General features: G+C 51.7%; 15 protein-coding genes. 10 read left to right on the top strand and 5 right to left on the bottom strand.

Going from position 1 to position 16310, the window contains the following annotated elements:
- Nucleotides 1-433 precede the first annotated feature (433 nt).
- Nucleotides 434-1276 (top strand): EcsC family protein, encoded by an 843-nt coding sequence (locus GC101_RS23045; RefSeq protein ID WP_171719170.1) that lies wholly within the window; start codon nucleotides 434-436, stop codon nucleotides 1274-1276.
- Nucleotides 1277-1417: 141 nt separating this feature from the next.
- Here GC101_RS23045 and GC101_RS23040 read toward each other — a convergent pair whose 3' ends face one another.
- The gene (locus tag GC101_RS23040; protein WP_039294950.1) at nucleotides 1418-1741 is read right to left on the bottom strand and encodes a putative quinol monooxygenase; all 324 of its coding nucleotides are present in this window, start codon (nucleotides 1739-1741) and stop codon (nucleotides 1418-1420) included.
- A gap of 81 nt (nucleotides 1742-1822) precedes the next feature.
- Here GC101_RS23040 and GC101_RS23035 point away from each other — a divergent pair, with 81 nt between their 5' ends.
- The 8 genes from GC101_RS23035 to GC101_RS23000 all read left to right on the top strand — a co-directional run bounded on the left by GC101_RS23035 (nucleotide 1823) and on the right by GC101_RS23000 (nucleotide 10356).
- Entirely contained in the window at nucleotides 1823-3082 is a 1260-nt protein-coding gene (locus GC101_RS23035; protein WP_171719169.1) for a nitric oxide synthase oxygenase, read from the top strand.
- 642 nt (nucleotides 3083-3724) lie between these two features.
- Complete coding sequence (locus GC101_RS23030; protein WP_171719168.1) at nucleotides 3725-4273, top strand: TetR/AcrR family transcriptional regulator; 549 nt, start codon at nucleotides 3725-3727, stop codon at nucleotides 4271-4273.
- Nucleotides 4274-4861: 588 nt separating this feature from the next.
- On the top strand, nucleotides 4862-5848 hold the full coding sequence (locus tag GC101_RS23025) for an NAD-dependent epimerase/dehydratase family protein (RefSeq protein WP_171719167.1): 987 nt from the start codon (nucleotides 4862-4864) through the stop codon (nucleotides 5846-5848).
- 90 nt (nucleotides 5849-5938) lie between these two features.
- Nucleotides 5939-6295: a nucleotide excision repair endonuclease gene (locus GC101_RS23020; RefSeq protein ID WP_171719166.1), complete on the top strand. Its 357-nt coding sequence runs from the start codon at nucleotides 5939-5941 to the stop codon at nucleotides 6293-6295.
- A gap of 336 nt (nucleotides 6296-6631) precedes the next feature.
- Nucleotides 6632-7354 (top strand): hypothetical protein, encoded by a 723-nt coding sequence (locus GC101_RS23015; RefSeq protein ID WP_171719165.1) that lies wholly within the window; start codon nucleotides 6632-6634, stop codon nucleotides 7352-7354.
- Nucleotides 7355-7359: 5 nt separating this feature from the next.
- Complete coding sequence (locus tag GC101_RS23010) at nucleotides 7360-8667, top strand: polysaccharide deacetylase family protein (RefSeq protein ID WP_171719164.1); 1308 nt, start codon at nucleotides 7360-7362, stop codon at nucleotides 8665-8667.
- Between the two features lie 192 nt (nucleotides 8668-8859).
- Nucleotides 8860-9957 carry a dual-specificity RNA methyltransferase RlmN gene (rlmN, locus tag GC101_RS23005; RefSeq protein WP_171719163.1) on the top strand — a complete coding sequence of 366 codons (1098 nt, stop codon included), beginning with the start codon at nucleotides 8860-8862 and terminating at the stop codon, nucleotides 9955-9957.
- A gap of 111 nt (nucleotides 9958-10068) precedes the next feature.
- Nucleotides 10069-10356: a DUF6509 family protein gene (locus GC101_RS23000; RefSeq protein WP_039294928.1), complete on the top strand. Its 288-nt coding sequence runs from the start codon at nucleotides 10069-10071 to the stop codon at nucleotides 10354-10356.
- Nucleotides 10357-10506: 150 nt separating this feature from the next.
- Here the strand turns inward: GC101_RS23000 and GC101_RS22995 are convergent, their stop codons facing one another.
- The 3 genes from GC101_RS22995 to GC101_RS22985 form a co-directional block, all read right to left on the bottom strand.
- Nucleotides 10507-11256, bottom strand: a complete 750-nt coding sequence (locus GC101_RS22995) for an esterase family protein (RefSeq protein WP_171719162.1) — start codon at nucleotides 11254-11256, stop codon at nucleotides 10507-10509.
- Nucleotides 11257-11269: 13 nt separating this feature from the next.
- Entirely contained in the window at nucleotides 11270-12439 is a 1170-nt protein-coding gene (locus GC101_RS22990) for an ATP-grasp domain-containing protein (RefSeq protein ID WP_171719161.1), read from the bottom strand.
- Nucleotides 12440-12528: 89 nt separating this feature from the next.
- The gene (locus GC101_RS22985; RefSeq protein ID WP_171719160.1) at nucleotides 12529-12966 is read right to left on the bottom strand and encodes a MarR family winged helix-turn-helix transcriptional regulator; all 438 of its coding nucleotides are present in this window, start codon (nucleotides 12964-12966) and stop codon (nucleotides 12529-12531) included.
- 258 nt (nucleotides 12967-13224) lie between these two features.
- On the opposite strand from GC101_RS22985, the gene GC101_RS22980 reads away from it, so the two are divergent.
- On the top strand, nucleotides 13225-14709 hold the full coding sequence (locus GC101_RS22980; RefSeq protein WP_171719159.1) for an MDR family MFS transporter: 1485 nt from the start codon (nucleotides 13225-13227) through the stop codon (nucleotides 14707-14709).
- A 96-nt stretch (nucleotides 14710-14805) separates the two neighbouring features.
- Here the strand turns inward: GC101_RS22980 and GC101_RS22975 are convergent, their stop codons facing one another.
- Nucleotides 14806-16245, bottom strand: coding sequence for an FAD-dependent oxidoreductase (locus tag GC101_RS22975; protein WP_171719227.1), 1440 nt, complete (start codon nucleotides 16243-16245; stop codon nucleotides 14806-14808).
- Nucleotides 16246-16310 lie beyond the last annotated feature (65 nt).

Genomic DNA, 16310 nt, shown 5'->3' with positions numbered 1-16310 from the left:
ATATAAGAAGCACTAAAAAATAACAAAAAGCGAAAGAAGCGGAGGGGAAATTTGGAACTGTAGGAGCGATAGCGCCCGCCTGAAAGCTTTCCGCAGGAAAGCTCGCTACGGAAGCATACCCAGTCACCGGATTTCCACTGCGAACAGCGGTAATCATCAAGAAATCTGGGGGCGGGCAGCGGCCGGAAGTCCAAATGTTCACCGCAGTGACGACTAAGCTTCACGTTCAAATCTTAAGTGCGTCTTATATATTTATCTAATTAGGGGCCAGCTTATGCAAACTTGTGCAATCATTCGGAGTGAATAAGGTTATAAGGTATCAGGCACATCTATAATATACGTGAACCGGATCAGGGGAAGGATACGTAGTAATACCACTAAGACGCAGACGCAATAAACATGACAAGACCATTCATTCAAGGGAGGCATAAATATGCCGGAAGCTACTGATTCACGGGTACCGCTGGAGACACCGGAGACACTGCATGCTGAGCTTGCCCGGATTGCCAAGTGGGAGAAAGAGCAGAATAAGCTGATGATCTGGGACCGGATTACCCGCCTGCCGTTCAAGCTGCTTGATAAAATCACACCGAAGATTATTCATGAGAAGGTAGGCAAGCTGCTGGATGAGCTGGGCAGCTACATCCAGAATGGCGGCAACTATCTGGTTGCCGGACGCAAGGTAGGCACGCTGATCGGGGAGGCAAGCGTGGCAGCCGGGGGTACCGGCACCGGGCCGTATCCGCTGGCTGTGATGGATGCGGCAGCGCTCCGGCTCTCAGAGAGGAGCCGGAATACGGCAACTGCCCAAGGGGCAACTACCGGCTTCGGCGGAATCTTCACTCTTGCTGCCGATATTCCGGCTGTGCTCGGCCTTTCATTGAAGGCCATCCAGGAGATTGGCCTATGCTATGGCTACGATCCGACGGATAAGGCGGAACGGATATTCACTGTGAAGGTGATGCAATTCGCATCCTCCGATATTGTCGGCAAGCGGACGATTCTGCGGGAGCTGAATTTGCAGGCAGGCGGGGACGGCAACATCATTGCCGGAACGAACGCGGCGGTCTCGAAGATTCAGGGCTGGAAAGAGGTTGTTATGGTATACCGTGACAATTGGGGCTGGAAAAAGCTGCTCCAGACTGTTCCGGTTGCAGGCATGTTCTTTGGCGCGTATCTCAACCGGAAGACGCTGGAGGATGTGACGGAGGCTGCCCGTATGCTATACCGCAAAAGACGGATTATCGCCAGGCTGGCTGAGCTGGAGCTGAAATAAGTGCTCTGATTGAAGCGGAACTGCGCCTGGATGGCAGCGGGGCTGCCGGCAAGGCGGGTATCATGAGATAGAGGCAAGGATTACTGCCCTGGGGCTGCATTCCTTGCCTCTATTTCAGGAAAGGTATAAGGGTTCAGCCGCCTATGGGGCAGTTGAACCGAACGCCAGCCCTTTTCCGCCCACAGGTATTAGCTTGACCGGCTCGACTCCGGCAATCAGCGGCATGGCCCGCTGGATCGTGGCACGGGTGGCCTCCAGGGCAAGGGAAGCAGCATGGGCTTCCGCACTGCTCCATACTTCTGTGACCCAGAGGATATCCGCCTCGGATTCCGAGAGGTTCACGATATACAGCTCGCATTCTTGGACAGGCTCAGCCGCCGCTGCGGCTTCCAGCAGAATGGCAGCCAATGCCTCCCGTTCACCCGGTTTAGCGGTGAATTTCGCGTACATTCCGAATTTGCTCAACCTCATCACCCCAGCATGTAGTTATCCGCTCCAATAGCGGAGTTGATCAACATTATTTTACCAGAAACAAGGAGGGAAAGAATGAATCGAATAGATCAGCAGCCTAACATTGATGAATTAATCGGGCAGGCGGAAGCCTTCATCACTGCATGTTACCAGGAGCTGGACAAGTCAGAGAGTGAGCGGGAGCGGCGTCTTGCAGATATACATGAAGAGGTGATTCTTACGGGCACCTATATACATACGGAGGAAGAACTAACCCATGGGGCGAGGATGGCCTGGCGTCATAACAGCCGCTGTATCGGAAGGCTGTTCTGGCATTCGCTTACTGTGCTTGACGCGCGCGGGGCAGAGACTGCGGAGGAGGTGGCCGAGGCGTTATTTCGGCATGTGGAGCATGCGAATAACGGCGGCAGGATCCGGCCGGTCATTACCGTATTCCGCAGCGGAGAGCAGCCGGATAGAGCTATCCGGATCTGGAATCATCAGCTGATCCGTTATGCCGGCTATCCCGGGGACGGGGAGCAGCCGCGTGCCGGTGATCCTGCGTCGGATGAGTTCACTGCGGTCTGCCGGAAGCTGGGCTGGCAGGGGACAGGCGGGGATTTCGATATTTTGCCGCTTGTCATCAGCATCGGCGGGGAGGAACCCCGCTGGTTCCCCGTCCCGCCGGGACTTGTACAGGAGATTCCGCTCACTCATCCGGAGATCGGACGGTTCCCAGAGCTGGGCCTGCGCTGGTACCCCGTTCCGGTTGTCTCGGATATGTGCCTGGAGATCGGCGGCATCCGTTACCCGGCGGCGCCCTTCAACGGCTGGTATATGGAAACGGAGATCGGCTCCCGGAATCTGGGGGATACAGAACGGTATAACCGCCTGCCGGCAGTGGCCGATCTGCTGGGCCTGGACCGTTCGACTAATACCTCGCTGTGGAAAGACCGCGCGCTGCTGGAGCTGAACCGCGCTGTACTGCATTCTTTCAAGCAGGCCGGGGTCAGTATTGTCGATCACCATACAGCGGCAGATCAGTTCGTCCGCTTCCAGGAACAGGAGAAGCGGCAGGGACGCGAAGTATCGGGCAAATGGGGCTGGCTGATTCCCCCGATGTCGCCTTCGTCCACGCCGATCTGGAACGATAACACCTTGAGGGATTTGCATCTAAGTCCGCGTTTCATGTACCAGAAGAAGGCGTACGCGGACAGGTTAGAAGCAGCAGCCGGTCCATCCAGTGAAGCTGGCGGCTCTGCCTCGTTGCATGCGGGGACGGATGATCCGGCAGCAGAGTCTGAACAACAGGGCGCTGCCGAAGCGATGACATGTCCTTTCCATCACCCCCACTAACTCCGGTCCGGCGTCCGGTCCGGCAAAATAAATAATTATATGGGAAATAATTGGCTTAACGCCGCGTGCAATCTCTCTGCACGCGGTTGAAAGGGGAGCTGGTGCGGCGATGCGCGATTTGATTCAGGCGGCACGGCTGTCTAGGCGAAAGGGCTTGGCAGTATGGCGGCCGGCAATAGTTGCTTTTTCTCCACTTGCTCATGAACGGAGGAGCCCCTGCGAGCAAACAGTTGGAAAATCAGCACTTAATATGCAGCAATAGATCAAAACGGAGGAAATACATGAAATTAAATTGCATTTATCCAACTAATTCCTCGAATACTCCGAAACATCCGAATTAAGATACGTTTATCCAATTAAGTAGGGAGTGGAGGTCTATCACCTCCATTTTCCATTTTTGCAGCTGCTAATCCAAAGGGGAATTTAACCGGGAACGGTGAGTGAGGACTAGATTAACCTTAGGGAGGTGCTGTTTGGTGCTGATTCGCCTTCCGGGAGATTTTGTTCAGTAAGTATTTTTTTTCTGGCTGTGGTTGATTATTTAAAGATTGAAGTATATACTGCTAAACAAGAGATTGATTGATCAATAACCTAAAGACAGCCAAACGATCACCTATCATTCCGGCAGAAAGGAAGACCTATATGAACAAGCAATCAGGCACTATCCGTTCCAAAGGAGAGGAGACCGTTCCGGTAAACCGCAGGGAGCAGATTCTGGAGTCGGCTGTGGTTGTGTTTGCAGAACATGGCTATTACCGGGCTACAACCGCGCAGGTGGCCGAGAAGGTGGGGATATCCCAGCCGTATATCTTCAAGCTGTTTAAGAATAAGGAAGAGCTGTTCATTGCTGCGCTGGAGCGGGCTTTTGAACGGATTCTCCGCACCTTCTCAGGGCTTCAGGCTCCCGCAGACCAGCTGCTTGCAGAGGCCATTCAGCTATACGAGCAACTGATGGAGACCCATCCGAATGAGATTATTCTGCAGGTGCAGGCGATCGGCATCCGGGATGAAGCTATCCGCCAATCGATGCAGGCTGGAATTCTGGAGGTGACCCGTCTGATGGAGAGCAAGTTCTCGGCAGCAGGGTTTGCGCACCCGGAGGTGGAGGTGAGCACCTTCATGGCTAACGGCATGCTCTGCAATATCGCCCTCACGCTGGGAATGCCGGAGCTGAAGCCGAAGCATCTATAAGCATCGCGGGGCGGGCTAGGGGATGATCGGAGTAACGGTGCAACAAGCGCTGGAGGAGGATTAAACAAAATGCAGAGCCACAGGCAAGAGTCAGCTGCATAATTCCCGATCCAGCCGGATCATCATTTATCAAGCTCGAGTAGTGACTGATCAATAACCTAATAATGCAATGGATAACCAGCAAAGAATTAAGCAAAGAACAAGCAAAGCTTGCACGAAACGAAATAGTGGTACGTGTCCATCATTTTCATTATGAACGCAAGTAAGTAGCCAGGAAAAAGATAATGTTGTACGTATTACAACTTGGGCTCATAGATAAGGTGGGATTCGTAATTAATGTTGTACGAAATACATGAATTGTTCCACTTAGCCGCCTGAATCAGATGGAATGCTGCCTTTTGTGCAACAATTTTCAATTTAGCCCGATTTCATGGGTAGAATGTTGTATTTCGTGCAGGATTTCAGTTAACAGCTTAAATTTAGTCCAGCTATATACCATTTATTTTTATTTTTATTATTTAGTTAGTGATCAATCACTAATAATAATTAATAATAAATAACAATTTATTATACCAGGAGGAATTTCAAATGATAAACAAAGCGATGGTACTGGGAGCAACCGGAGGGACAGGAACGGTGATTATTGCCGAGCTGCTTCGAAGAGGTATCGGGACTATAGCCTTTGGGCGCTCCATGCCGAAGCTGGAACAGCTCGCGGCCAAGCTCGGGAATCCGGCAGGACTGAGCCTGCAGACCGGAGATGTGTTCCGTGCGGATGACGTATTCAAGGCCGCGCGTGGGGCTGATGTTATTTTTCACAGTGCATCGGTGCCTTATCACGAAATGGCCGCGAAGCTGCTGCCGATGGGTGAAGCTGTGATGGAGGCCGCGAACCGGCTGGGGGCGAAGGTAGTGGCTGTGGACGGGATTTATCCGTATGGCAGAAGAGTGAATGAGCAGCCGATCGACGAGAATTATCCGAAGAATCCGCATACCCGCAAGGGGAAAATAAAACTGGAATTCGAGCGGATGTTCTTCAGCCCGCGCTGGAGCGGCACGAAGGGAATGATTGTCCGTCTGCCGGATTATTACGGCCCCACGGCCAATGAAGCCTCTTACCTCGGATCGACGCTGGAAGCCATAGCTGCCGGTAGGCCTGCGATGTTCATCGGCAACATGAATGTTCCGCGCGAATACGTTTATCTGCCGGATGCGGCAGTGATGATGGTGGAGCTTGCCCTCCGCGAGGAGGCCTACGGTCAGAACTGGAACATTCCTGGAGCGGGCGTGATCTCCGGTAAAGAGATCGTCCGGATTGCCCGCGAAGCCGCCGGAAGCTCGAAACTGGTTATCCCCTTAGGCGCAGCAGGCTTGTCACTGCTCGGCCTGTTTGTACCGGTAATGAAAGAGATTGTCGAGATGCTGTATCTGACGAAGGAGCCGCTGCGGCTCAGCGGTGCGAAGTACGAGCGGGTAGCCGGGCCGGTTCCGGCCACGCCTTTTGAACAGGGGATAACAGCGACGATCCATTCCCTCCAGAACCGTGCAGCTGAAAATGTGCAAATCCCCTTATAAAACAGGAGTAATCTGCAGAAGATAGAAATAGTCAGGTTTCCCAATCTGTGATACTATTTATTTCTATATACAATGAGGAAGTGAAGCTTAATGATTAGCATTACCATTCCGGCACCGGAAGTTACTATTTTTAAGCAGGAGAACCCTGTGCTCAGCAATATTTACGGATTTACGGACTTTCACCTGATCACCCGCGAAGCCGGCGGCATCTTCATGTTCTACAATGACAAGGATGAGCTGCTGTTTGTAGGCAAGGCACGCAAGCTTAGACCGCGGATCAAGAAGCACTTCGAAGATAACGTATCGGTCATGAAGCCACACCGTGACGAAGTTACCAAGATTGAAGTCTGCCTCGTGGAAGACCCGGTTGACAGAGAGATTTATGAGACTTACATTGTGAACAAGCTTAAGGCGAAATACAATGTGGAGAAGGTACTGTATAAATAATAGTTTGGATGAAAAGCGTGGTCTGCTTCCTGCGGACTGCGCTTTTTTGCTGTTCAGTACATTACTCTGGCCCTAAGGTGCTATGACAACACGCCGGAATAATCCGGGATTTTCAGGCGCGGTGTGGTCCTTGTTTTTCGGGAACACCCAGTACAAATGGCATGGGTGATTTACCCTGAAATAAGCCTGTCAGCGGCTTGTATGACGCAACTTAGGCCTTTGGATACATTTAGTAAAGTTAGATACTAAGGCTCACTAACGCATCCGCTAAATCAACTATAATAAACTCGTATATGCTCGACATATTTTGACATTTATAATGAGGTGATTATATAGATGGCGGCTCCGTTTTTTAAGAAGAAAGAAGCTGTGGACAAACCGGCCAAAGCGGGTATGGTTCAAAAGGTTCAACTGGCCGAACTTCCGCCCGAAGATAGCGATAATTATGAGAAGGCTGAAAGTACTCCCGGCCTCGTGTCCGTCGGCAAAGCGCAGCTGGATAAAAAGTCGCTGGATCTTGTCTTCGCAGTAGAGCAGATGATTCAGGCCCGAGCGCATGCTGAAACGAATAACCATGAGCTGCAGGACCGGCTGAATCATTCCAGCAGTCATGTGGAGAGACTGGGACGGGATCTCAAGAACCTGAACAAGGTAATTGAAGAGCGGGAGAAGAGCATCCTGGAGCTAGAGCATAAGCTGGTGGAGAAGAATCTGAAGGTGGACCAGGTACTGGAGGACTACCGTGAGCTGCACACGACCCTGTCAGGAGAAATGGATGAGCTCAAGAGCACCATTGATCTGGAGCAGCAGAAATATGCCAATCTTGTACAAAAACATAATGATGCCATCTCCGAGAAGCTGAAGCGGATGAATGAGCTCGAAGAGAAGATCGGGCGCCTGGAGACAGAGAACAGTCACCTGAAACAGAAATACGATACGGTCCGGCAGGAGAAAACCTACCTCTCCAGCATGATCAGCGATTTCACCAACCGCATGACCGTACCCTTTGGCGGAAGCACTCCGCCGGCAGAGCGTAACGACAGCAACGGAGATACATAGGACTTATGCCAGTACACCCGGCGAACGCTGCTCGGATGGTAGAGCTGCTGTCCCTTGAGCAGAGACAGGGCGTCTATCAGATGGAGGTAGGTTTAACCCACAGCAGCGGTTCCGCCCGCCAAATACTAATCATCGATGAATATACATATGTGCAATTGAGTATGCTTGGCCCCTTCGCGGGTCAGCGTGTGCGTCTGTCTCTCTATCCCAAATGGGACCCCTTCCGCCGCAGTTTTTTCAGCTCCCTGATCAAAATGAACCAGACGTTTAGCGAAACGCTGTATTATGCCTGCTCTGAGGAGTATGCCTCGCAGCTTGTAAAGGCGCGGCAGGAGGAAGAACGTCCAGCCGGGCCCGAGCCTGCTGCTCAGGTACCGTCACTTGAATTGCCGCAGCACAGACCTGGACATCTGAAGCGCAGCCGCAGCCTGCGGCCTGCCCGGGCTATACTGCTGCGCGGTATTCTGTTCAGCTGCCTCATCGCATTGTTCCTGCTGCGCATGGACGGCAAGCTGTTCAGCAACAGCGCAGAAGCCCATGAGGACCCGTTGCAGGCGGCCGTAGCTGCGGACGTCAGCAGCAGTCCCCTTATTAATGTTATACCGGTGATCCAGACGGCGGCCTACCAGAGCAGCGAAGTCCCGGCAGTCCCGGAAGAGGCTCCGGAAGATACCCCGGAAGATACCCCGGAAGATACCTCTGCAGCGGCTCCTGAGACTGCGGTTGAAGAGATTGAACTGGACGGGAACAGCTATGAATACAGCCTGCCTCAGGGTTATGTGGCCTTATCCTTCGACGATGGGCCCTCGCAGTATACAAGGCAGATCGTAGATATTCTGGACGAGTATGGTGTGGCGGCGAACTTCCTGTTTATTGGACAGAACGCCAGCAGCCGCCCGGCAGAGGTCAGCTATGCTAATGAGCATGGCATGCCAGTAGGCAGCCACTCCTGGGATCACAGTGATATGACACGGAACAGCCCTGAGGAGAACCGCCAGAATCTGGAGCGGGCCAGCCGGGAATTGGAGTCGAACATGAACTCGGCGGTAACTATCTTCCGTCCGCCTTATGGTGCAGTTAATGATGAACTGGCCGCTGAGGCGAAGCGGCAGCATATGAAGCTGCTGCTCTGGAACCGGGACCCCGAAGATTGGAAAGCCGATAATGCCCCGCAGGTCCTCCGTTATTTCCATACAACGGACCCGTCCGGCGGCATCTACCTGCTGCACGAAAAAGCAGTTACGGTCCAGGCGCTTCCTGAGATCATTGAGTATCTTCAGGCACAGGGACTGAAGTTCGCCGTCTTCAAATAAAAAGCAGGAAGCGTATCCCGGATCGCGGGGTGCGCTTTTCTGCGTATGTGCACGGAAAAGACCCGGAATCGGCAGCGTTTCCCCTTGTTTTAATAAACAAAATTTGAGACAATAAGTTATTGTTGTTGCTAATGTCCCCCGCAAGGTAGAATAGATTGATTGAACTTTAAAGTTTTGAAAAGAGGATATGAAATGAATAAAGAATCCATTTATGGATTGACTTTGGAACAACTGACCGCCTGGCTGCTGGAGCATGGGCACAAGAAATCCCGTGCATCCGCTGTCTGGGAATGGCTATACCGCAAGCGGGTTACCAGCTTTGCAGAGATGACGGGGATGAACCCGGACTGTGTACAGCTGCTGGAAGAGCATTATGTCTTTCAGACGATGGAAGAGCATGTGAAGCAGGAATCGGCTGACGGCACTGTCAAATTCCTGTTTCGCTTACAAGACGGCAACCTGATTGAAACGGTGCTTATGCGGCAAAAGTACGGTCTGTCCGTCTGCGTCACCACTCAGGTCGGCTGCAATATCGGCTGCAGCTTCTGCGCAAGCGGGCTGCTGGCGAAGAGCCGCGATCTCACCAGCGGCGAGATTGTCGAGCAGATTATGAAGGTTCAGCTTGATCTGGATCAGGCCGGTCTTGGGCAAAAGGTCAGCCATGTAGTCGTAATGGGCATCGGTGAGCCGTTCGATAATTTCCGGCATCTGCTGAATTTCCTGATTACGATCAAGGATCACAAGGGTCTGGCCATTGCCGGCAAAGGCATTACCGTATCCACCAGCGGTCTGGCTGACAAAATCAGAGAATTCGCCGACGCCAATATGCAGGTCAATCTGGCGATCTCCCTGCATGCGCCGAATAATGAGCTGCGGACACAGATCATGAAGATCAACCGTGCCATTCCTATAGAGAAGTTAATGCCGGCGATTGATTACTACCTGGAGAAGACCAACCGGAGAATTACCCTGGAGTATATCCTGCTGAAGGATATCAATGACCGTGAGGAGCATGCCCTGGAGCTGGCCGAGTTAATCGGAGACCGGCGCCAGCTGGCGAATGTGAATCTGATCCCGTATAATCCGGTAGATGAGCATAGCCAGTACCAGCGGAGCGAGCGGGAATCCGTGCGGGCGTTCTTCGATACGCTGAAGAAACAGGGCGTCAGCGTCAGCACCCGGCTGGAGCACGGAGTCGATATTGATGCGGCCTGCGGACAGCTGCGCAGCAAGCAGATCAAGAAGACCAAAGGCAAGGCAGAGGTGCAGGCAGCGCAGTTTCCCGGATAAATTAGGCAGCAGTTTGTCATCATAAGTACGATGCTGTCTAAAAGGACAGCAAAGGCGTTTCTACTTGTGTTACAATAATCTGGCAGTGATTTGAGAAATGAGGAATGCGACGTGTTGACATTTACAAGCTACACCGTGGAGAACGTAAGAGATCCTTTTGGAATACTAAGCGGCAAGCGATATGAGTTCGTCATTAACCTGGATGTGCCGGAAGATGATGAGCTATACGTAGAGAACGGTGTTTCGGCCCGCGTAATTGTGAAAGTGGAAGAAGAGCAGACAAGCATTGTCAGCTACGATCTGCAGGAAACATCGTCAGGCAAGGTTCTCGATTTCGATATGGAAGAAGACGAGGAAGCAGCACTGGTTCTGTTCTGTTCAGAGCATTTGCCTGAATAAGACTTGGCTGTAAGTGCTGGAAGGAAACTGCTGAACCTGGCGGTTTCCTTTTTTATGCCGTGAACCGGGTGAGCGCATGCCAAAAACGGGACTGCCGCAGTCATCTGCAATGATGACTGGACAGTCCCGTTCTTTTTTCCCATAAACGTGCTACAAGCAGCCTTCCACATAATAATGAATCTGCTTGTTCCACCACGGCCAATCGTGACCGGCATCATGTCCCCAGTAGTCGATCCGTGCGGGAATTCCCTTGCGTCCAAGCACATCCTGAAGCAGGCGGGTCTCGTGAAGCATCTCATCCTCATACGCGCCTTGTCCGACGCAGACGATGATATTGCTGCTGCGGTACTGGTTAAGATAGTATTCATCCGTCAGTCCCGGCAGGTAATGCAGCGGTGAATTCAGATAGATATTCTCGCTCATATAGTCGCCGAAGAAATAATAGGTGGAATAGACGCCGCTCAGGGCGATTAAGGTATCGAAATATTGCGGATAACGGAAAAAGAAGCTGGCACTGTAATAAGCGCCCATAGAGCAGCCTGAGATCAGAATGCGCTGATCGGTCCCGCCGTTGTTCTGCTTGCTCTGGTGGAGGATGCCGGGAATCAGCTCATGCGCGATATATTTATCATACTGCTCATGGCGGTGCACCCGGTCCTCATTATTCCAGTGAGTGGAGAAGAAGGTCTCTTCATCAATACTGTCGCAGGCCCATATCTGCAGCTTGCCCGCTTCAATGAAGGAGGAGAGCGTGTCAATCATACCCGAATCCTCATATTGATAAAAGCGTCCAAGCGACGTGGGGAAGACGAGCATCGGTTTGCCGGCGTGGCCGTATATTTTATATTCCATATCTCTGCCCAGGTTGTGGCTGTACTCCTTATGGTAGCTTATCCTCATCCGTTAACACATCCTATCCCTCTTCTTGGTGAATATAACCTCTGATGTCCCTAACCTCCGAAAGCTCGGGAGAACGGAACTGATAAGCGCTGTTGCCCATCGCTCGGCTGAATACCTCTTCGATCTCGGCATAGTTCACAATCTGCCCGCCGAATGTGCGGTAGATGTCCTCGTGGCTGTGAGCGTAATGCTTATGATTCTTGCGGCTGGCATAGCCAGTGTAGTATTTGCCTTCGTATGGACCGCCGACCTCATTGTGTACGATCATGCTGGCCCATTCTTTATAGACATCCACATCGTATGCGAAGTTAATGGCATCGGTCATCCAGGCGCCCGGGGGACGCATATTCACTTCCAGGGAAATGATCCGGCCATCCTTGTGAGATTTGAACAGCTCGATATGGAAGAACCGTTCCCGGATGTCAAAAGCCTTCAGAATATTCTTCCCGGCCTCTTCAACCTCGGGGCTGATATCTCTCAGACAGAAATAGTAGAGGTGGTTATCCGTGTTGACGACCTCCATGACACTATTCTCGAACAGGTGGCTGACCGCGAACCGCACATTGCCGTCAATATCCACCAGCCCGTCATAGGTGAGGATAACGCCATCGATGAATTCCTCAATAATAAAGGCTACATCCTCTGGCTTAGTGTCAAAAAAGTGCTGCAGCTCCTCTTCGTTATTAATCTTGTACGTATTGCTGGCACCGGAGCCGAGATCGGGCTTAACCACCAGCGGGAAGCCGGCGCTTTGGATGAAGCTCTCCACGCTTTCACGCGTAGTCCCGGTGGAGAACTGAACGGTGCTTACACCGCTTTTATGGAAGAATTCTTTCATCTTGGATTTCTGCTTCAGGTTGGAGACGAAATCGGACTTGGTGCCGTAAATGTTGAAATCCGTGCGGATAGCGGCATCCTGCTCCAGCCAGTATTCGTTCAGTGACTCGAAGCGGTCAATCTTCCCGTATTTATAGGTGAAAAAAGCAACGGCCCGCAGGATCTCCTCGTAGCTCTCCAGATTGCTTACTTTATAATACTCCGTCAGTGCCGACTTCAGCTTGTCCTCCAGCTGGTCATATTCGGCATCGCCAATCCCGAGCACCGTCGCCCCCTGCTGCTGCAGCTGGGTACAGAAATCAGCGCTGTTCTTAGGGAAATGCGGGGAAAAGAAGATAAAATTCATGCAGAACCAGCCCCTTTGGCTAAAATATAATTCCGAGTTAAATTGTATGATTAATTCAATCTACCAGTTTCGTCATTATTCGTCAATCCTTAGTCTGGCTTTTGCAGCAGTTTCCAGTTGAGCCTGGCCAGCAGTCCGCTGAAGGTCTGGCAGTCCCCGGGAGACCAGTCTTCAAAAATCTGCTCATAGCGCTGCAGCCGGATGTCCCGGGCCTCGGCAAACGTCTGCGCACCCAGCGCGGTAATCTGAAAATAGCTCGATCTTCCATCCTGCGGATCAGGCACCTTTACCACATAATCCTTCGCCTCAAGGACGCTCGTCTGCCTGCTGATGGTAGAGGTATCGAGGCCGAATTCTTCGGCGAGCGCTTTAACGCCTACCTTATCGTGGTTCGACAGATGGTGGAGCAGGGTATAGGAGGAGCGGTCCAGTCCGCCATGTTTTTTATCCAGCGAGCCTAGGCGGATTAGCGTAATGAGCTCATGGTTCAGGGTTTCAAGGTTTTTATCAGTCTGTTCATCAGCCATAGTTAGTATCCGTCCTTTATGATTGAGTAATTCTTAAGGTCAAGCCTTATATGTATCCATATTATAAGTGATAATACAGCCCTTAGCGAAAGCTACCGGTTATTTATGAGAGCATAATGAAACTCTGATGAAATAAGTCATATTGACTTCCAGAATGATAGTTGTATAATACACGTATATTGAAATAATTGTATCATACACCTATATTAGTGTGAAGCTAATGTTTAAAGTGGTGGCAGTGCAGAGGAGAGAGCATACTTGGGTAATCAGACGGCAAAAAATTCATCATTCTGGCTTATTATTCTGGCCATATTTTTCGGTAATTTCATGGCCATTCTCAGTACAACAACGATTAACGTTGCGTTCCCGGTGTTTCTGAAAGACTTCCATGCCGAGATCAGCACGGTGCAATGGATGATTACGGGTTATCTGCTGGCTACCGGCGTAATTGCTCCGGTCGTAGGATATTTCGGCGACAAGTGGAGCTATAAATATCTCTATGTGTTTGCCCTGTCGGGCTTCACCTTGTTCTCCGGGCTGTGTACCGTGGCCTGGAGTATCCATTCCCTGATTATCTTCCGGACCCTGCAGGGAATATTCGGCGGGCTGATTATCCCGACGACGATGACGATGATTTATCAGTTTATCGAGAAAGAGAAGCAGGCATTCGCCATGAGCCTCTGGAGCCTGTCCTCCATGCTGGCTCCTGCCTTCGGGCCAACGCTCGGCGGCTGGCTCACCGGGTACTTCGGCTGGAAATCGCTGTTCATAATCAATCTGCCGATCGGCATCATCGCGATCGTGGTAGCGCTGAAATGCCTGCCGTTCCAGCGTCAAACCGCCAGCAGCAGAAGCTTTGATCTGCAGGGATTCGTAACCGTGATTCTGAGCAGCGCCTTTATTATTCTGGCCTTCAATAAGGGGAATGCCTGGGGCTGGACCTCATGGAAGACCGTATCCCTGCTGCTGATTGGTGCAGCGGCCTTAACCTATTTCATCCGCCGGGAGCTGTCGCTGCAGGAGCCGCTGCTGAACCTTAAGGTATTCAAGCAGAGCCGGTTCACCTACAGTCTGATCATCAACTGTATTATTACCGTTGCGTTATACTCGGGGACCTTCCTAATTCCGGTCTTCCTTCAGGATATCCAGCAGTCCACTCCGCTGAAGACGGCGCTGGTGCTGCTGCCGGGCTCAATCGTGATGGCGGTCATGTCGCCGGTCGTCGGCAAGCTGTATTCCCGGATCGGCCCGTTCTGGCTCATTCTCAGCGGTATTCTGCTGCTGAGCGCTTCAACCTGGGAGCTTAGCCATATTACGCTGGCCGTTACACATACCCGTGTGGCGATGCTGATGGCCCTGCGCAATGTTGGCATTGCCCTGGCCTTCATGCCGGTGACGAATGCCGGGATGTCAGCCGTACCCAAGCAGATCACAGGGCATGCTTCTTCTGTGACGAACTGGGTCCGCCAGGCTACAGGCGCGTTGTCCATTGCGGTGTTCAGCTCCTTGCTCGCCTCCAGGTCGCTTGCCCATCAGCAGGAACTCAGCGGCGGAGCTTCTGCGGCAGGTGCGCTGATCAAGGCGCAGGGAATGACCCTGGGCGTACAGGATATTTTCCTGATCGCTACGTTGGTTGGCCTGCTGGCGATTCCGCTGACCTTTCTGCTGAGAAGCGGAATCGGCAAGACTGCGGCAGCTCCTGTGCTGCAGGCCGGGGCCGGGAAGCAGAGGGCGAACAGGTAAAAGGGCTGCCGCTGGATATACAAACAACCGCCACTCCAGATTCTCGCGGATCAGAGTGGCGGTTTGCTGTGTATACATAATATAGATAGAAAGTTTCTACTGTAGGACAATCTGATAATCTTGTTTCAGATAGGCTCGAATCCGCTTGAAATCCGCCTCCGTAAGGTTAGCCAGCGGCTTGTTTCGTTCCCGCCCAAGAATGATGCCGATGGTCTGTGCTGCCAGTGCGGTGGTCGGCATGATTCGTGCACTGCCGTAGGCCTTGATGCTGGCGCCGACATTTTTTCCGGTCACCAGCACATTGTCATAAGACTTCAACTCGAAGGAGCGCAGCGGCAGTCCATAACGGTCCGGCTTGCCGTAGCCAATACCGGTAGGAATTGCCCGGGTACCCTGCAAATCTATGGAGTAGCCGCCGATACTCACATTATCCCAGAACATCCGACTATTCATCAGATCCGGGTAATCCAGGACATACTTAGTCTCATACCGGTTATAGTCACGGATATAGAGGTACTCCGGAAAGCCATTCAGCTCTGCTTTGGCGAAGCCGGGAATATTCTTGCGCAAGAAGCTTAGAATGAAAGGTGCTTCAGCTTGCCCCCTCTGAACTGCGGACGCTACGGATTTGGGGTCTGAGGGGTTTACATCGTAAATGAGCAGCCCGTTGATGATTACCTGGCCGTTTTTTTGGTAGGTGGCATTCAATCCTCGCAGCCTCAGCTGCTTGTCCTTAGTGGTGTAGGTATTGGTAATATTGCTGAACCCGGTAGCGAAATGCCAGTCTACATAGGTATTGGGGCCATATTTCTTGCGCACATTCGTAAGCGGATAATCCTCCAGAATACGCTGGTGCAGCAGATTCCAATCTACATTTTTGAAATTGAGCATATAGGTAGCGGCCATATAATCCGGGTTCTTACCGTTATATATAGTCTCCATTCCCGGAATCCGGGCTTCCTTCAACTGACTGCTTAGGGCGTTGTAATCCGTATTCTCCACCCAGTAACGGGATTGAATTGTAACTTTGTTGCCGTCCTTGCCGTGGTACGTAAGCGAGCTAAGAGTTTTGCCGCTGCCTGCTGTCTTAATGTCTACATGATCCAGAACAACCCCGCTTTTCAGCGGAATTCCTTGAATGACCTTGTCAAAATACGTCTGGAAATCCGCTGCCTTGCGGATGGTTCCGGCTTTGTATCCGTTGAACAGGTTCTTGATTTCGCCTTGCACGAGACTTCGCTGCTTATTGTCATTCACGTCATCGAGGAAGAACATTTGTCCTTGGATCAATTCACCGCCCAGTTTGCTGCGGGGATCAAGCATCAGCACCTTCAGGCCCGCCTTAACGGCTTCCTTGGCGAGCAGTACGCCTTGAATTTCACTTCCGATAACAACGACATCATAGCTTGAAACCGCTGGTGAAGATGACGATGGCTTTGCTGCAGCTGCAATGGACAGGCTCGAACCCGAGAGCAGAATCAGTGCGGCGGCCAGGCAGATTGTAAAGCGGTATACTTTAGAGGATTGCATAAACATCAATTCTAAGTGCTCCTGACTGTGGTTGGATTTGGAATCTGTCCCTATTGTAAATGATAATGGGT

This window comes from Paenibacillus phytohabitans (assembly GCF_013141775.1).
Lineage (GTDB): Bacteria > Bacillota > Bacilli > Paenibacillales > Paenibacillaceae > Paenibacillus_AQ > Paenibacillus_AQ phytohabitans.
This window is presented reverse-complemented; position numbering and strand designations above follow the sequence as displayed.